14 protein-coding genes are annotated in these 15026 nt (G+C 46.7%); 6 read left to right on the plus strand and 8 right to left on the minus strand.

Annotated features, from left to right (window positions below; genetic code table 11):
• Positions 1 to 11 precede the first annotated feature (11 nt).
• The 6 genes from B5Z18_RS31505 to B5Z18_RS31530 form a co-directional block, all read right to left on the minus strand.
• Complete coding sequence (locus tag B5Z18_RS31505; RefSeq protein WP_079473563.1) at positions 12 to 1295, minus strand: MFS transporter; 1284 nt, start codon at positions 1293 to 1295, stop codon at positions 12 to 14.
• A gap of 46 nt (positions 1296 to 1341) precedes the next feature.
• Entirely contained in the window at positions 1342 to 1959 is a 618-nt protein-coding gene (locus tag B5Z18_RS31510; protein ID WP_079473564.1) for an ABC transporter ATP-binding protein, read from the minus strand.
• Positions 1943 to 2743, minus strand: a complete 801-nt coding sequence (gene lpxA / locus B5Z18_RS31515) for an acyl-ACP--UDP-N-acetylglucosamine O-acyltransferase (RefSeq protein WP_079473565.1) — start codon at positions 2741 to 2743, stop codon at positions 1943 to 1945. Before lpxA ends, B5Z18_RS31510 begins: the two co-directional genes overlap by 17 nt.
• A 5-nt stretch (positions 2744 to 2748) precedes the next feature.
• Positions 2749 to 4164, minus strand: coding sequence for a bifunctional UDP-3-O-[3-hydroxymyristoyl] N-acetylglucosamine deacetylase/3-hydroxyacyl-ACP dehydratase (locus B5Z18_RS31520; protein ID WP_079473566.1), 1416 nt, complete (start codon positions 4162 to 4164; stop codon positions 2749 to 2751).
• Positions 4165 to 4204: 40 nt separating this feature from the next.
• A complete protein-coding gene (gene lpxD, locus B5Z18_RS31525; protein ID WP_079473567.1) occupies positions 4205 to 5254 on the minus strand; it encodes a UDP-3-O-(3-hydroxymyristoyl)glucosamine N-acyltransferase in 1050 nt (349 codons plus the stop codon).
• Positions 5255 to 5323: 69 nt separating this feature from the next.
• Positions 5324 to 6568: an HD domain-containing protein gene (locus B5Z18_RS31530; RefSeq protein WP_079473568.1), complete on the minus strand. Its 1245-nt coding sequence runs from the start codon at positions 6566 to 6568 to the stop codon at positions 5324 to 5326.
• Between the two features lie 345 nt (positions 6569 to 6913).
• Between B5Z18_RS31530 and porX the strand changes: the two genes are divergently transcribed.
• The 6 genes from porX (at position 6914) to B5Z18_RS31560 (ending at position 13188) form a co-directional block, all read left to right on the plus strand.
• A complete protein-coding gene (gene porX, locus B5Z18_RS31535) occupies positions 6914 to 8467 on the plus strand; it encodes a T9SS response regulator signal transducer PorX (protein WP_079473569.1) in 1554 nt (517 codons plus the stop codon).
• 26 nt (positions 8468 to 8493) lie between these two features.
• Positions 8494 to 8817, plus strand: coding sequence for a hypothetical protein (locus B5Z18_RS31540; protein WP_079473570.1), 324 nt, complete (start codon positions 8494 to 8496; stop codon positions 8815 to 8817).
• A 25-nt stretch (positions 8818 to 8842) separates the two neighbouring features.
• The gene (locus tag B5Z18_RS31545; protein WP_079473571.1) at positions 8843 to 9604 is read left to right on the plus strand and encodes an MBL fold metallo-hydrolase; all 762 of its coding nucleotides are present in this window, start codon (positions 8843 to 8845) and stop codon (positions 9602 to 9604) included.
• Between the two features lie 72 nt (positions 9605 to 9676).
• The gene (locus B5Z18_RS31550; protein ID WP_079473572.1) at positions 9677 to 10741 is read left to right on the plus strand and encodes a ComEA family DNA-binding protein; all 1065 of its coding nucleotides are present in this window, start codon (positions 9677 to 9679) and stop codon (positions 10739 to 10741) included.
• A 12-nt stretch (positions 10742 to 10753) separates the two neighbouring features.
• The gene (locus B5Z18_RS31555; protein ID WP_079473573.1) at positions 10754 to 11893 is read left to right on the plus strand and encodes an acyl-CoA dehydrogenase family protein; all 1140 of its coding nucleotides are present in this window, start codon (positions 10754 to 10756) and stop codon (positions 11891 to 11893) included.
• Positions 11894 to 12312: 419 nt separating this feature from the next.
• Positions 12313 to 13188 (plus strand): c-type cytochrome, encoded by an 876-nt coding sequence (locus B5Z18_RS31560; protein WP_079473574.1) that lies wholly within the window; start codon positions 12313 to 12315, stop codon positions 13186 to 13188.
• A 62-nt stretch (positions 13189 to 13250) separates the two neighbouring features.
• Here B5Z18_RS31560 and B5Z18_RS31565 read toward each other — a convergent pair whose 3' ends face one another.
• The gene (locus B5Z18_RS31565; RefSeq protein ID WP_079473575.1) at positions 13251 to 13538 is read right to left on the minus strand and encodes a hypothetical protein; all 288 of its coding nucleotides are present in this window, start codon (positions 13536 to 13538) and stop codon (positions 13251 to 13253) included.
• Positions 13539 to 13592: 54 nt separating this feature from the next.
• Complete coding sequence (gene clpX / locus B5Z18_RS31570) at positions 13593 to 14837, minus strand: ATP-dependent Clp protease ATP-binding subunit ClpX (RefSeq protein ID WP_079473576.1); 1245 nt, start codon at positions 14835 to 14837, stop codon at positions 13593 to 13595.
• Between the last annotated feature and the right edge of the window lie 189 nt (positions 14838 to 15026).

Consider the following 15026-nt stretch of genomic DNA (forward strand, 5'->3'; position numbering starts at 1 on the left):
TTGAAAGATACCTAATTCTCTACAGCCAGCTGCTTTTGTTTGCGCAGGGCAGAAATGATCCATATAAGCCCGATCACAAAAAACACCACCAGCGCCAGCACGGAATTCCGCATGTCTTCGGTAAGGTCATCTATATAGGCAAACGAAAACATACCAATTACTATGGACAGTTTTTCGGTAACATCATAATAACTGAAGAAGGAGGTGGTATCTTCTGTTTCGGGCATCAGCTTGGCATAGGTAGAACGGCTGAGGGATTGGATACCACCCATTACCAGTCCCACCGCAGTGGCCAGTAAATAAAAATGCATAGCTGTCTGCATTTTGTATCCGGCAATACAGATGCCTATCCAGAATATTACAACGGCAATCAATACACGTAAATTACCAAACCGGGTAGAAAGCCGGGCCATGCTCCACGCGCCGGCAATAGCCACAATCTGGATAATCACTACGGTAACGATCAGCATTTCATCAGGGAGCTTTAATACTTTACCACCAAAAATAGTAGCCGCCATCATCACGGTTTGTACACCCATGCTGTAAAAGAAAAATCCACGCAGGAATCTTTTCAGTACAGGCAGTTGTTTTACCTGGGCGTATACTTTCCGCAATTCGGTAAATCCTTCTGTGAATGCGCTGCCGGTATGTTTGGTAGCGGTAGCGATGCTTTTTGGCAAGCGCGCAAACGTGATCTGTGCAAAGCCAAACCACCAGATACCTACCAGCAGGAAGGTAAGCTGCACCGGTTGGCTTTTACCCATGCCCATTTTGGGTCCCAGCACCACCAGGCCAAAGCCCAGCAGTTGTAAAATTACGCTGCCTATATAACCCATGCTGAACCCCCGGGCACTGATCCGGTCCCGGTCTTCCGGCGCTGCAATTTCAGGCAGGTAGGAGTTGTAAAATACCAGTCCGCCGCAATACCCGATAGTAGAAAGGATAAAGCAGGCTACGCCCAGCAGGAGATGATCCCCGTCGAAGAAGTAAAGTGCGCAGCAGGAGAGCGAACCCACTATGGTAAAGAAGCGCAGGAAATTCTTTTTATTACCCCTGGTATCCGCAATAGACGACAGGATGGGAGAGGCAAAGGCTACCAGCAGGTAAGCAGCTGCCATGGAATAATTGTACAATGCGGAGTTTACAAAGTTCATCCCGAGAAAGGAAACGTGTTCACCTGTAACCGCTAAAAAATAGATAGGGAAAAAAGTAGTGGTGATAACGAGGTTGTACACGGAATTGGCCCAATCGTACATTGCCCAGCCATTAATCACTTTCTTACTGGCAGTCTTCATATAGCTTTTAGCTTTTCACGAAGATAATATTCCCGTTGATTTTATCTTATTTATAATCCATGATATGGATATGCTCGCGGCACATGAAGTATTCCTGTTCATCGTTGGAGCTTACAATAATAAGGCGGTTGCCGCCATAGTCATTGATGAGCTGCTGGTACACGGCGATACCGGCTGCATCGAGGTTGGTGCAGGGTTCGTCCAGCAGGAGAACGGGAACATCAGAGAGGATGGCGAGGGCCAGCTTGATACGCTGTTTCATCCCGGAAGAAAAGTTGCGGAGTTGTTTGTTGGCGGCTTTTTCCAGTCCTACCAGCTGCATGGCAATGGCGGGTGTAATCCCCGGCAGGAAGCTTTTGAACTGTTGATGGAACTGGATGATTTCTGTGAGGGTAAACTCTTCGATGAGTTCAAGATAAGGAGCAGCGATGGCACAATACTGGAAAAACGCATCGGGAGCGATGGGTTTTTCCGGCGTGCTATAGGTAACGGCGCCTTCATTGTGTTGAATGGCGCCGCTGATTACCTGTAATAAAGTGGATTTCCCTGAACCATTGGGACCCAGTATGGCATAACGTTGTCCTTCACTAAAGGTGAGGGTTACCCGACGGAAGATCCAGTCGTAGTTAAAACGCTTACCTGTCTGGTTAAGAGATATCGTCATTGGTTCTGGAAGTATAGCCTCTCATGATACCACGTCCTGATTCACGGATGAACGACAGGATTTCATCTCTCTCATCGGTAGCAGGGAATTCTGCTTCGATGATGTTCACGGCTTTTGATAATTTATAACCTTTTACAAAGATGACGCGGTAAATGTCCAGGATTGAGTTGATCTTTTCCAGGGAAAAGCCTCTTCTCTTCAGTCCTACGGAATTTACGCCCACATAGGAAAGTGGCTCGCGTGCTGCTTTTACGAAAGGAGGCACATCTTTACGCACCATGGAACCACCGGTTACAAATGCGTGATCGCCTACTTTACAGAACTGTTGAATGGCTACCATTCCAGCCAGTACTACGTGGTCGCCCACGGTAATATGACCGGCGAGGGTAGTATTATTTGAAAATACGCAGTAGTTGCCTACTTCGCAATCGTGTGCAATGTGGCTGTATGCCATGATCAGGCAGTTATTCCCGATTTTGGTTTTCCATTTGTCTTTGGTACCGCGGTTGATCGTCACATATTCACGGATAGTAGTGTTGTCGCCGATTTCAACGGTAGTTTCTTCGCCCGCAAATTTCAAATCCTGGGGGATGGCAGAAATAACAGCGCCCGGAAAAATACGGCAGTTTTTGCCGATGCGGGCTCCTTCCATAATAGTTACGTTGGAACCTATCCAGGTACCATCACCGATTTCTACGTTTTTATGTATAACGGTGAATGGATCAATTTTTACATTAGGCGCAACTTTGGCGTCCGGATGTATGTATGTAAGCGGGTGGATCATTGCTATTATTTGCCTTCTCTTGTTTTTATAATTTGTGCTATCATGTCGGCTTCAGTAGCTACTTTATTGCCGATGAATACTGTCCCCCGCATTTCCACAAGCCCTCTTCTGATAGGACTCAGCAACTCCATTTTCAGGATCATGGTGTCGCCCGGAACTACTTTCTGTTTGAATTTACAATTATCTATCTTCAGGAAATAGGTATCATAGTTTTCAGGATCAGGTACACGGTTCAATGCAAGGATACCGCCTACCTGCGCCAGCGCTTCCAGTTGCAGAACGCCCGGCATTACAGGGTTTGAAGGGAAATGGCCCTGGAAGAAATGTTCGTTGAAGGTAACGTTCTTGATACCTACTACTTTCTCTTCTCCCAGTTCAATGATCTTATCTACCAGCAGCATCGGGTAACGATGCGGCAATGTTCTTTCAATACGCGGCGTATCAAATACAGGTGGCTGATTGGGATCGTAAACAGGTACGTCTTTATTATGTTTGTTCTTCTTGATATATGCTTTGATCGCGCGGGCAAACTCCACGTTCGATGCGTGTCCGGGACGGTTGGCAATGATATGCGCATTGATCGGGTAACCGATCAGGGCCAGATCACCTACCACATCCAGCAGTTTGTGACGTGCCGGTTCGTTCGGGAAACGTAATTCTATATTGTTCAGGATACCTTCTTTCTGTACAGAAATGGTTTCCCGGTTAAATACCTTGGCTAAACGGGTCAGCTCATCTTCCGTTACCGGCTTGTCTACCACCACAATCGCGTTGTTGATATCGCCACCTTTGATCAGGTTAAGCGACAGCTGGTATTCCAGTTCATGCAGGAAGCAGAAGGTACGGCAGGGCGCAATTTCTGTTTTGAACTCTTCGATACCCTTCATTTTGGCGTGCTGGGTACCCAATACCGGTGAGTTGAAGTCGATAAGACAGGTAATGCGGTAATCCAGTGCCGGCATCGCCACCATTTCTACCTTTTTCTTCTCATCATAATAACTGATGTTGGTATCAATAGTATAGTATACTTTTTTGGCATCCTGGTTCTGCAGGCCGGTTTTTTCTATTGCTTCAATAAAAGCGTAGGCGCTTCCGTCCATGATAGGAATTTCTCCACCATCCAGTTCCACCAGCACGTTGTCCACACCGGTTCCTGCCAAAGCAGCCATAATGTGTTCTACGGTACTCACTCTGGCGCCGTTGTGCTCGAGTGTAGTGCTGCGGGTTGTTTCTACTACGTAATCCACATCTGCTTTCACGATGGGTTGTCCCGGCAGGTCTACACGTTGAAATTTAATCCCATGACCCGGCGTTGCCGGTTTAAGGGTCATATTAACATAGGCGCCTGTATGCAAACCAATACCCGACAAGGTGATCTCACCTTTAAGGGTATGCTGGTATTGCAACTGTTGATTTTCCATAATAAGCTAACTAATATGTAACTATTTAACCAGTAATCATTTATACACCCGCTCGTTCTTGCAGCAGTTGTTTAACCATCTCTTCCAGCTCTTTTACGCGCTTTTCAAGGTCCGGCAAATTTCTAAAAATTGCCTGACTTTTCAGCGAACTTTTATAATCGTACGCCGGAGAGCCTGTGAGAGAGGTATTGGGCACTGTAATAGACTTGGATAAGCCGCTCTGTGCATTGATTTTGGTGTTGTCGGCGATGTGGATATGACCTACCATCCCAACCTGGCCGCCAATCACGCAGTTCTGGCCGATTTTGGTACTGCCGGAAACGCCGGTTTGCGCCGCAATCACCGTGTTAATGCCGATGTCTACGTTATGTGCCACCTGGATCAGGTTATCTAGTTTCACACCTTTACGGATCACCGTACTACCCATAGTAGCCCGGTCGATAGTAGTATTGGCGCCAATTTCCACGTCGTCATGGATTACTACGTTGCCAATCTGGGGTACCTTTTTATAGGAGCCATCCGGCTGAGGGGCAAAGCCAAAGCCATCTCCACCGATCACACAACCGGCATGCAGCATTACGCGGCTGCCTACAATACAGTTATCGTATACTTTCACGCCCGGGTACAGGATGGAATCGTTATTAACGATCACATTATCACCCAGGTATACGCCGGGATATATTTTTACGTTGTTGCCCAGCACCACGTTCTCACCCAGGTACGCAAAAGCACCCACAAACACGTTTTCCCCCATCTTTACAGATGCAGGAATGTAGGAAGGTTGCTGAATACCAGACTTATTGCCGGTCAGGTACCTGTATTGCTCCAATAACAACGCAAAGCTGCTATAGGCATCCTTTACCCGGATCAGGGTCGATTTGATCGGACGCTCAATCACCAGGCTCTCATTCACAATCAGAATGGAGGCATTGGTGGTATATATGAATTCTTCATATTTAGGATTGGCTATGAAACTGAGCATGCCCTCGCCAGCTTCCTCAATCTTGGCGATGTTGCTCACCTTTACGTCCGGATTTCCCTCCAGCTTACCATCTAACATGGTAGCTAATTGTAATGCGCTAAACTGCATAGTTTAAAATTGTAATGTTTTCCAGGCTACACCGGATAGTATGAACTTATTTATTTAACATTTTATTCCTTATAAAACGTTGTTAGCCTGAATTTTTGGATGACAAATGTAGAATTTTTTTACCGGTATCGCCAGTGTATGGCTAATCAGTGCATTGTCGATGGAGGAAATGTCTTTTACAGTTCCATCCTTGAATAGGATATTAATCTTCTCGTCGTTAACGTTATACGCCCTCAGCGAGGCTGCACCGGAAAAAACAAAGTAATCCAGGTCAGCGCCTTCAATCCCCCATTTTTGCTTCACCTGCTCCTTCAATAATAGTGCTGCACTTCCGTCGAACGCCTGATTGCTTAACACAACTTTAAATAAGTTCCTGTCTATCAGCCATTTGCACAAAAGCGACAAAACTTTGTCCTCGTGCGTTGTCCAAACTTTAATAGCCCCCATTATATCATAGTCATCCAGTTGGCAAAATAACTCCAGGCATTCGGGACCGCATTCAAAATTGTTCTTCGTAACGGTATTATACAGGAAATATGCCAGGGCAGGGGAGCAGAACAGCTCCTTTCCCTCCTGTGCCAGCGATTTCGCCCTGGTCAGGATCTTTACCAGCATGTTTTCGGCGCTGAGCACCGTTTTATGCAGGTATACCTGCCAGTACATCAGCCGCCGGGCTATGATAAACTTCTCAATAGAATAAATTCCCTTTTCTTCCACCATCAGCTCCCCCTTATGTACAATCAGCATCTTGATGATGCGGTCGTATCCGATAGTGCCTTCCGCCACTCCCGTGAAGAAGCTGTCGCGGTTCAGGTAATCCATTCTGTCCACATCCAGCTGGCTCGACACCAGCTGATGCAGGAATTTCTTATGATAACGTCCGTTAAAAATATCCAGCGTAAGCGACAGGGCGCCGTTCATTTCCCTGTTCAATGCTTCCATCAGCCACTGGGAAATCTCTTCGTGAGATACCCCCTCAATAATGCCGTTCTCTAATGCATGGGAATAAGGCCCATGCCCTATGTCATGCAGTAAAATGGCCATTTTTGCAGCCACTTCCTCTTCCGGGGTAATGTCTGCCCCCTTGCTGCGAAGCTCCTGCAGGGCCATACTGATAAGGTGATAAGCGCCCATGCTATGATGAAACCGCGTATGCATAGCACCAGGATACACCAGGTGCGCCAGCGCCATCTGGTGTATGCGGCGAAGCCGCTGGTAATATGGATGTGAAATGAGGTTAAGAATCAACGGGTGATCTATGGTAATAAAGCCATACACCGGATCATTAACAATTTTTCGCTTGCGTTCGGTCATTGCATTTAATTATACGATTTCAGACGGGGGCGTCCGCGTCTGAATCCCTGGTGCCTGTATGCAAAACTACACCCGAAATTAATTATATGTAATTTTTTTACTTATAATGACGCGCTGCATCCACGATACCCCTATGACAGTTCAAAACAATTGGTAGGTTACAGGTAATTAATCTTATGGATGCGAAGGTAAATAACTTTATCAGCCTGTTCACTTTTTCCTGCTATCATTTTACCGTGTTCAGCCCTTTTTAACATATAATTACCGGCAAATGATAGACGGGGAATGATATTTGCAAAAAATTAGGGGTAATTTCCTTTTTTTACCGGCACCTTAAATCATATTATGAGTCAGATAAATATACTATGGGTAGATGATGAAATAGAGTCCCTGAAATCGCAGATTATCTTCCTGGAGAGCAAAGGCTACAAAGTTTCGGCTCTTACCAACGGATACGACGCACTCGAATTTTTGAAAGAACAGGTGGTAGATGTAGTGTTACTGGACGAATCCATGCCCGGCATCACCGGCCTGGAAACCCTCGGTAAGATCAAGGAAATTGATCAGCAGATCCCCGTGGTCATGATCACCAAAAACGAAGCGGAAAACGTCATGGACGACGCTATCGGGTCCCAGATCACCGACTATCTCATCAAACCGGTAAATCCAAACCAGGTATTATTATCTCTCAAAAAAATAATTGATAACAAAAGACTGGTGGCCGAAAAAACCACCACGGCCTACCAGCAGGAGTTCCGCAGCCTGTTTATGGCCCTGAGTTCCAACCCCGACTTTAACGAGTGGATGGACATCTACAAGAAACTGGTGTATTGGGAAATGGAAATGACCAAAACCAACAGCCCGGAAATGCTGGAAGTATTCAATGCCCAGAAAACCGAGGCTAACAACGAGTTTTCCAAGTTCATCAGCCGTAATTACAGCGACTGGCTCCATCCAAAAACAAAAGAAGCCCCGGTTATGTCGCATACCCTGTTCCGCGATAAGGTTGTGCCTAACCTGGACCCCAACGTACCCAACGTATTCCTGCTTATCGACAACCTGCGGTACGACCAGTGGAAGGCGATCCAGCCTATTTTCCAGGAATCGTTCCGGCTTGTGGAGGAAGAATCGTTTTACAGCATATTGCCTACCAGCACACAATATAGCCGCAATGCCATTTTCGCCGGCATGTTGCCCATAGATATCGAACACCGGTTTCCCCAGGAATGGAAGAATGATGATGAAGAAGGTGGGAAAAACCTGTATGAAGAACATTTTTTTGCTGCCCAGCTGAAGCAGATGAAGATGGATCCCCGGTTTTCATACACCAAAGTGACCAATCATGCCGATGCCCAAACCATGCTCAATAATATCCATAATATGCTGGACTATCCGCTGAGCGTGATTGTATATAACTTCGTTGATATGCTCAGTCATGCCCGCACGGAAATGGAAGTACTGAAGGAACTGGCCGGCGATGAAGCCTCTTACCGCTCTATCACCGCCAGCTGGTTTGAACACAGCCCGCTGCATCAGGCATTGAAACGCATCAGCGATAAAAAAATAAACCTGATCATCGCCACGGATCATGGCAGTGTAAGGGTGAAAACACCGGTGAAAGTGATCGGCGACAAACAAACCACCACCAATCTGCGCTATAAACACGGCCGCAATCTGAACTATGATCCGAAAGAGGTACTGGCCTTCCGCGATCCCCGTGACGCCGGGCTGCCAAAGCCAAACGTTAACTCTTCCTACATCTTTGCAAAAGGAGACGGGTATCTGTGTTATCCCAACAACTATAACTATTTTGTAAACTATTACCGGAATACCTTCCAGCACGGCGGTATTTCCCTGGAAGAAATGATTGTACCTTTTGCCAGGATGGTAACAAAGTAACAACAGCTTTTTGCTATTTTTGCGACATGAATATCAAAATCACACCTAATAACCTGACTAAGCTGGAAAAAATCTTCGATGAGGCCAAATATGTGCTGCGCTTCGAAAAAGGTAGTTTCCTGTCCGGTTACTGCATCCTGGAACATAAGAAGGTGGTAGTGATCAATAAATTCCTGAATCTCGAAGGGCGTATCAATACGCTGATCGATATTTTAACGACCCTGCCGCTGGACGAAGAGGCGCTGACGGCAGAGTCGCACAAACTGTATAAACAGATACAGGCCAGCAAACCGATCCCGGAAGCGGGGGAAGAAGAAGGCGGGGCCCCGGAAGAACACGCGGCAGAATAGGCAAAAACAGACAAATGATGTTGGGATGAAAGTTACATTCTTAGGTACAGGCACGTCGCAGGGAGTTCCGGTTATAGCTTGTGGTTGCGAAGTTTGCTCCTCGGCCGATAAAAAAGATAAACGCTTACGCAGCAGTATTATGATCTCGGCGCCCGCCGGCAATATCGTTGTGGATACCACGCCGGATTTCCGTTACCAGATGCTGCGCGAAAAGGTTGGGCACCTGGAAGCCGTACTCATCACCCACTCCCATAAAGATCATATTGCCGGCATGGACGATATCCGCGCCTTTAACTATTTCCAGAAAAGCGCTATTAATATATATGCCACCGAGTTTTCGCAAAGCGTGATCAAACGCGAGTTTGCCTACGCCTTTTCTGATTTCAAATACCCCGGCATCCCGGAAATAAATCTGAAAACTATTGCTGATGATCCTTTCGATGTAAACGGACTAACCATTACGCCGGTACATGTTATGCATCATCAGATGCCCGTACTGGGCTTCCGCATCCACGACTTTACCTATATCACCGACGCCAACTATATTGCGCCGGAGGAAAAAGAGAAGATCCGTGGTTCAAAGATCCTGGTACTGAACGCACTACGCCGCGAAAAGCATATCTCTCATTTTACCCTGGAAGAAGCCATTGCACTGGGAAAGGAACTGGATGTACCGGAAGTATACCTCACACATATCAGCCACCAGCTCGGATTGCATGAGGCGGTATCTGCGGAACTGCCGCCTGGTACCCACCTGGCCTACGACGGCCTCTCTCTCGAAATTTAAGGCGCATTCTATTTCTGTTAACAAAACACCGTACAGATCAACTTAGCTTGGGGCAAAAATTGTTGTTGACCCATGTGGAAATCATTTGCCCGCGAATATCTGCGGTTTTCCCGGAAAGAACGGCATGGTATATTAATGCTGGCGTTACTCATGATACTAACCAGCTATTTGCCCGACCTGCTCTTTTATTTTCAACGTAGGCCCGTTACCGGTAGTGATGACCTGAAAGTGGCGGTAACCGCCTTTGAAGCCGGACTGGCAGCCGCTGAAAAAGAATCGGCTTTGACGAGGGGACGCTATGTACATACCGGCGCAGATCCGGGGAACGCCGTCTTGTTTTATTTTGATCCCAACACTTTGCCCGCAAGCGGCTGGCAGCAGTTGGGGGTAAGCGAACGCACCGCCACCACCATTGGTAAATACCTGGCCCGGGGCGGGCATTTCCGGGTGCCGGCTGATCTGGAGAAGATTTATGGTTTGCCTCCCGCGTTATGCGCACAGCTAATACCTTATGTGCGCATTGCGGATAAAGGCGGGAACAGGTTTTCCGGGAGATATGGACCGCGCAACGGACCTGGAAATAAAGACTATAGCGGTGGTTGGGGGAGGGCCTCGTACTATCATGGAGATAGTAATGTGCTGTATGAGGGAAGTAAAAACAAAGGACGCTCCTATTACCGGGACAGCGCCCGCGACGATGCTTCGTTTACGCGTTATCGTAAGAAACCACCGGCTGCACCGATCGATATTAACACGGCAGACAGCGTCGCCTGGCAGTCGCTCCCAGGCATCGGAGCAGGCTTCGCGCGACGGATTATTGCCTTCCGCGACCGGCTGGGAGGTTTTTATGCAGTGGAACAGGTGGCAGAATGTTATGGCTTACCTGACTCCACATTTCAAAAAATTCAACCGTTCTTACAGATCGGTAGCAGTTCTCTAAAAAAACTAGACCTCAACCTCACAGATGAAAAATCTTTGGCAGCTCACCCATACATACGCTATAAACTGGCCCGTCTCATTGTGCAGTATCGCAGTAGCCACGCGGGTTTCAGGTCGGTATCCGACCTCCGCAGCCTGCCGTTGGTGGATGAGATTATTTATCGTAAAATTGAACATTACATTGAGATCAAATATTAAAGCCACACGTTTATGAACTTTGCGCCTACGGAAATGCAACAACAGATTGCACAAATGATCCGGGATTTCGGGAAAACACATATTCAGCCTCACGTGATGGAATGGGACGAGCAGCAGGAGTTTCCGGTACATATATTCAAACAGCTCGGAGAGCTGGGATTGATGGGCGTACTTGTGCCCCAGGAATACGGTGGGAGCGGGTTGGGATACCTGGAGTATGTAACCGTGGTGAGTGAAATTTCACGTATTTGCGGGGCAATCGGATTAAGCGTGGCAGCCCATAACTCATTGTGTACCGGTCATACGATGCAGTTCGCCAATGAGGCGCAAAAGCAGCGTTACCTGCCCAAACTGGCCACCGGTGAATGGATTGGCGCCTGGGGATTAACAGAACCCAACACCGGTTCTGACGCCATGAATATGAAGTGCGTGGCTAAAAAGGATGGCAACGACTGGGTACTGAACGGCACCAAATGCTGGATTACCCACGGCAAAAGCTGCGATGTGGCGGTAGTGATAGCCCGCACGGGGGATGTGCGCGACAGTCATGGTATGAGCGCCTTCCTCGTGGAAAAGGGCACTCCCGGCTTCAGCGGCGGCAAGAAAGAAAATAAACTGGGTATGCGGGCCTCTGAAACCGCAGAAATGATATTCGATAATTGCCGCATCCCTGCGGAAAATATGCTTGGCGCGGAAGGTGACGGCTTTATCCAATCCATGAAAGTATTGGACGGCGGCCGGATTTCTATTGCCGCACTATCGCTCGGTATCGCCAAAGGCGCTATGGACGCCGCATTGAAGTACTCAAAGGAACGGCACCAGTTTGATCAGCCCATCTCCAACTTCCAGGGGGTGTCCTTTAAGCTGGCAGATATGGCCACAGAAATAGCCGCTGCGGAATTACTCACCATGCAGGCGGCAGACATGAAAAACCGTAAGGTGAAAATGACGCAGCAGGCCGCTATGGCTAAATATTATGCGTCGGAAGTAGCGGTAAGGGTAGCCAACGACGCCGTACAGATTTTTGGGGGGTATGGCTATACAAAGGACTTTCCGGTCGAAAAATTTTATCGTGATGCAAAATTATGCACCATCGGGGAAGGAACTTCCGAGATTCAAAAGATCGTAATTGCCCGGGAAGCACTGAGATAGAATAACGATTTTGCAATTGATACTGATTCTATTGAGATAGCAGGATTTTTATAATTTATGAAAAGAGCATTTATAAGCCGCTCATCATTTTTTCAAAATAATTTAATATTACCCCTTTAGTGTTATTGAATATTGCAAAAGGAACGTTAAATTTGGGTTAATTCATCACTCTTTACCGTTTATCAACCTTAACACACAAAATCAAGAAAGATTTGAAACACATTTACGCAATGAAAAGCACCCTGTAATACGGGTGCTTTTCTATACCGGGTCTGAACTGGTTTATCCCGTATAAAGATGCTTAGTAAAAATGTGAAGCCTGTAATCCACGTTATGATTCTTCTTTAATTCAGTAGTTCTACTGATACCTGTAATATTTATCCCTATTACTTTTACAGCTGAAATTATTCCTTATTGTTATGTTCTCCAAAGTTCTAAAATGGGCCGCACGTATTGTGCTGGGCCTGGTAGTGATCGTATTGACGGTGTACGGCGTTTTTAATTTTATCTTCCGTCAGCATGCCAGCAAAAAATATACAGTTACCGTAAGAAACATTCCCATCCCCAACGATTCAGCCACTATTGCAGAGGGCCGGCACCTTTATGAAATAAAGGGTTGCGGCGAATGCCATGGTGCAGACCTGCGCGGGAAAGTGGTGGTGGATGATCCGGCCATTGGACGCATTGCCGGCAACAATATTACGTATGGAACAGGAGGGTTGCCGGAAAGCTATGACAACACCGACTGGCTAAAGGCATTACGGCATGGTTTAAATACCGCAAATAAGCCGTTATTGCTCATGCCTTCAGAGGAGTTCACCCGGATGGATGATCACGATATTGCGGCTATAATTGCGTTTTGCAGGGCACAGCCAAAAATAGATGCGCCTTCTATTCCCATAGAGATGGGACCAATGGGAAAAATCCTGTCTGTAATGGGCAAAATACCCCTGTTTCCCGCAGAGAAAATTGATCATCACAAGGAACAGCCCAACCAGGTGGCAAAGGCGGCTACAAAAGAATATGGCCAATACCTGGCGGCATCCTGTACCGGTTGCCACAAGCCTGCATTGACCGGCGGGGATAACCCGGTGCCGGGCGCTGTACCGGTAGCCAATATCACCTCTACCGGGCATGTGGGAAAATGGAGCCAGCACGATTTTATTACTACGCTGCGTACCGGCAAAACACCGGAAGGAAAGCAGTTGCAGGTAAAAGATATGCCGTGGAACATGACTGCACAGTACACGGATGAAGAGTTAACCGCGTTGTATCTTTATCTCAGAAGCCTCTAAAAAAGAAGAAGGGCTTTCCGGAAAGTATATCTCCGGAAAGCCCTTCTTCACTGTATTTAAAACTACTTTTTATCCTTGTTGAAGAAGTCGGACACTTTATCCTTTGCTTCTTCTGCCCAATCTTCCGCTTTATCTTTCACGTTATCCAGGAAATCACCTGCCTGATCCATCAGACCTGCCTTTTTTCCTTCGGCTTTGTCTGACATGCCTGCAAACCAGTTATCAACGGTACCGGCAATAAAAGGAGGTAATTTGCCCTTCACATATTCTTTGATCACATCGATGGACTGTGCGGCCTGTTCGGCTGTAAGTCCGGCTTTTTCCTGTAATTGCTGAATGAGTTCCTGCATAAATAGCGTTTTATGGTTAGAGATAGTGTTGCTGTTAACGGATCACCGGAACAGTTATGCCACTTTCAGTTTAATGAGGGTAGACTGCTCCAGTTTTGCCTGTGCATATTCCCTGGTAAGATGAAAGTGTGTTTCGTTGGCAGACGGCAGTTCGTACATCGCGTCACTCAGCACTACCTCACAGATGGAGCGTAATCCACGCGCACCCAGTTTGTATTCCATTGCTTTGTCTACGATATAGTCTATTGCTTCTTCTTCTATCTGTAAATCGATATTTTCTACCTTGAAAAGTTTCTTGTATTGCTTTACCAGCGCGTTTTTAGGCTCGGTAAGAATCAGTTTCAGGGTATCTCTGTCGAGCGAGTTGAGATAGGTAACTACCGGTAAACGGCCCAGTAACTCAGGAATCAGACCAAAGGATTTCAGGTCCTGTGAGTTGATATAACGCAGGATCTGCTTCCTGTTTTCTTCTTCTTTTTCCTTGTTAACGGTAAAACCGATAGAGTGGGTTTGTACTCTTCTGCTGATGATTCTTTCTACGCCATCAAATGCGCCACCGCAGATGAAGAGGATATTTTGTGTGTTCAGCTTGATCAGTTTCTGTTCAGGGTGTTTACGGCCACCCTGTGGAGGTACCAGTACTTCGGTGCCTTCCAGTAATTTCAGCAGACCCTGTTGAACGCCTTCGCCGCTTACATCACGGGTGATGGAAGGGTTATCATTTTTACGGGCGATTTTATCGATTTCGTCGATATAAACAATGCCGCGTTCGGCAGCTTCCACATCGTAGTTACAAACCTGTAACAGGCGGCTGAGGATACTTTCCACGTCTTCACCCACATAGCCTGCTTCTGTAAATACGGTAGCATCCACAATAGCGAAGGGAACGTTTAATTGTTTGGCAATGGATTTGGCCAGCAGGGTTTTACCCGTACCGGTTTCACCCACCATGATGATGTTGGATTTTTCAATCTCTACCTCGTCATCGCCAATTTGCTGGTTGAGTCTTTTATAGTGGTTGTATACAGCTACTGCCAGTATTTTTTTCGCATCATCCTGACCGATTACGTATTCGTCCAGGAATTTCTTCATGTCAATTGGTTTGGACACTTTGGGTGCGAAGTTGGGAGCTACGGCTGCAGCTGCTTTCTTGCCGGGGGTGAATAACTCCTGGTCAATTATCTCCTGCGCGTTGGCTACACAGTTTTCACAGATGTGTCCTTCAGCGCCTGCAATCAGTATCTGCACTTCTTCTTTGGAGCGGCTGCAAAAGGAGCATCGGATTTTAGATTCTTTCATTTCGGAATAGATTATTTTTCTACGAAACTATCATTGCCTGCATTGATATTGCAGGGTTACAAATTTACACTAAATAGCCGAAAGCGTAAGTCTTAATACGGTAAAGCTTATCATCTCACAAAATAAAAGCTATTGTAGTGAAGATAGTAGCGTTTTTTAATATGTATCGCTGTAATCTTCGCTACAATA

This window comes from Chitinophaga ginsengisegetis (genome assembly GCF_900168065.1).
GTDB classification, from domain to species: domain Bacteria; phylum Bacteroidota; class Bacteroidia; order Chitinophagales; family Chitinophagaceae; genus Chitinophaga; species Chitinophaga ginsengisegetis.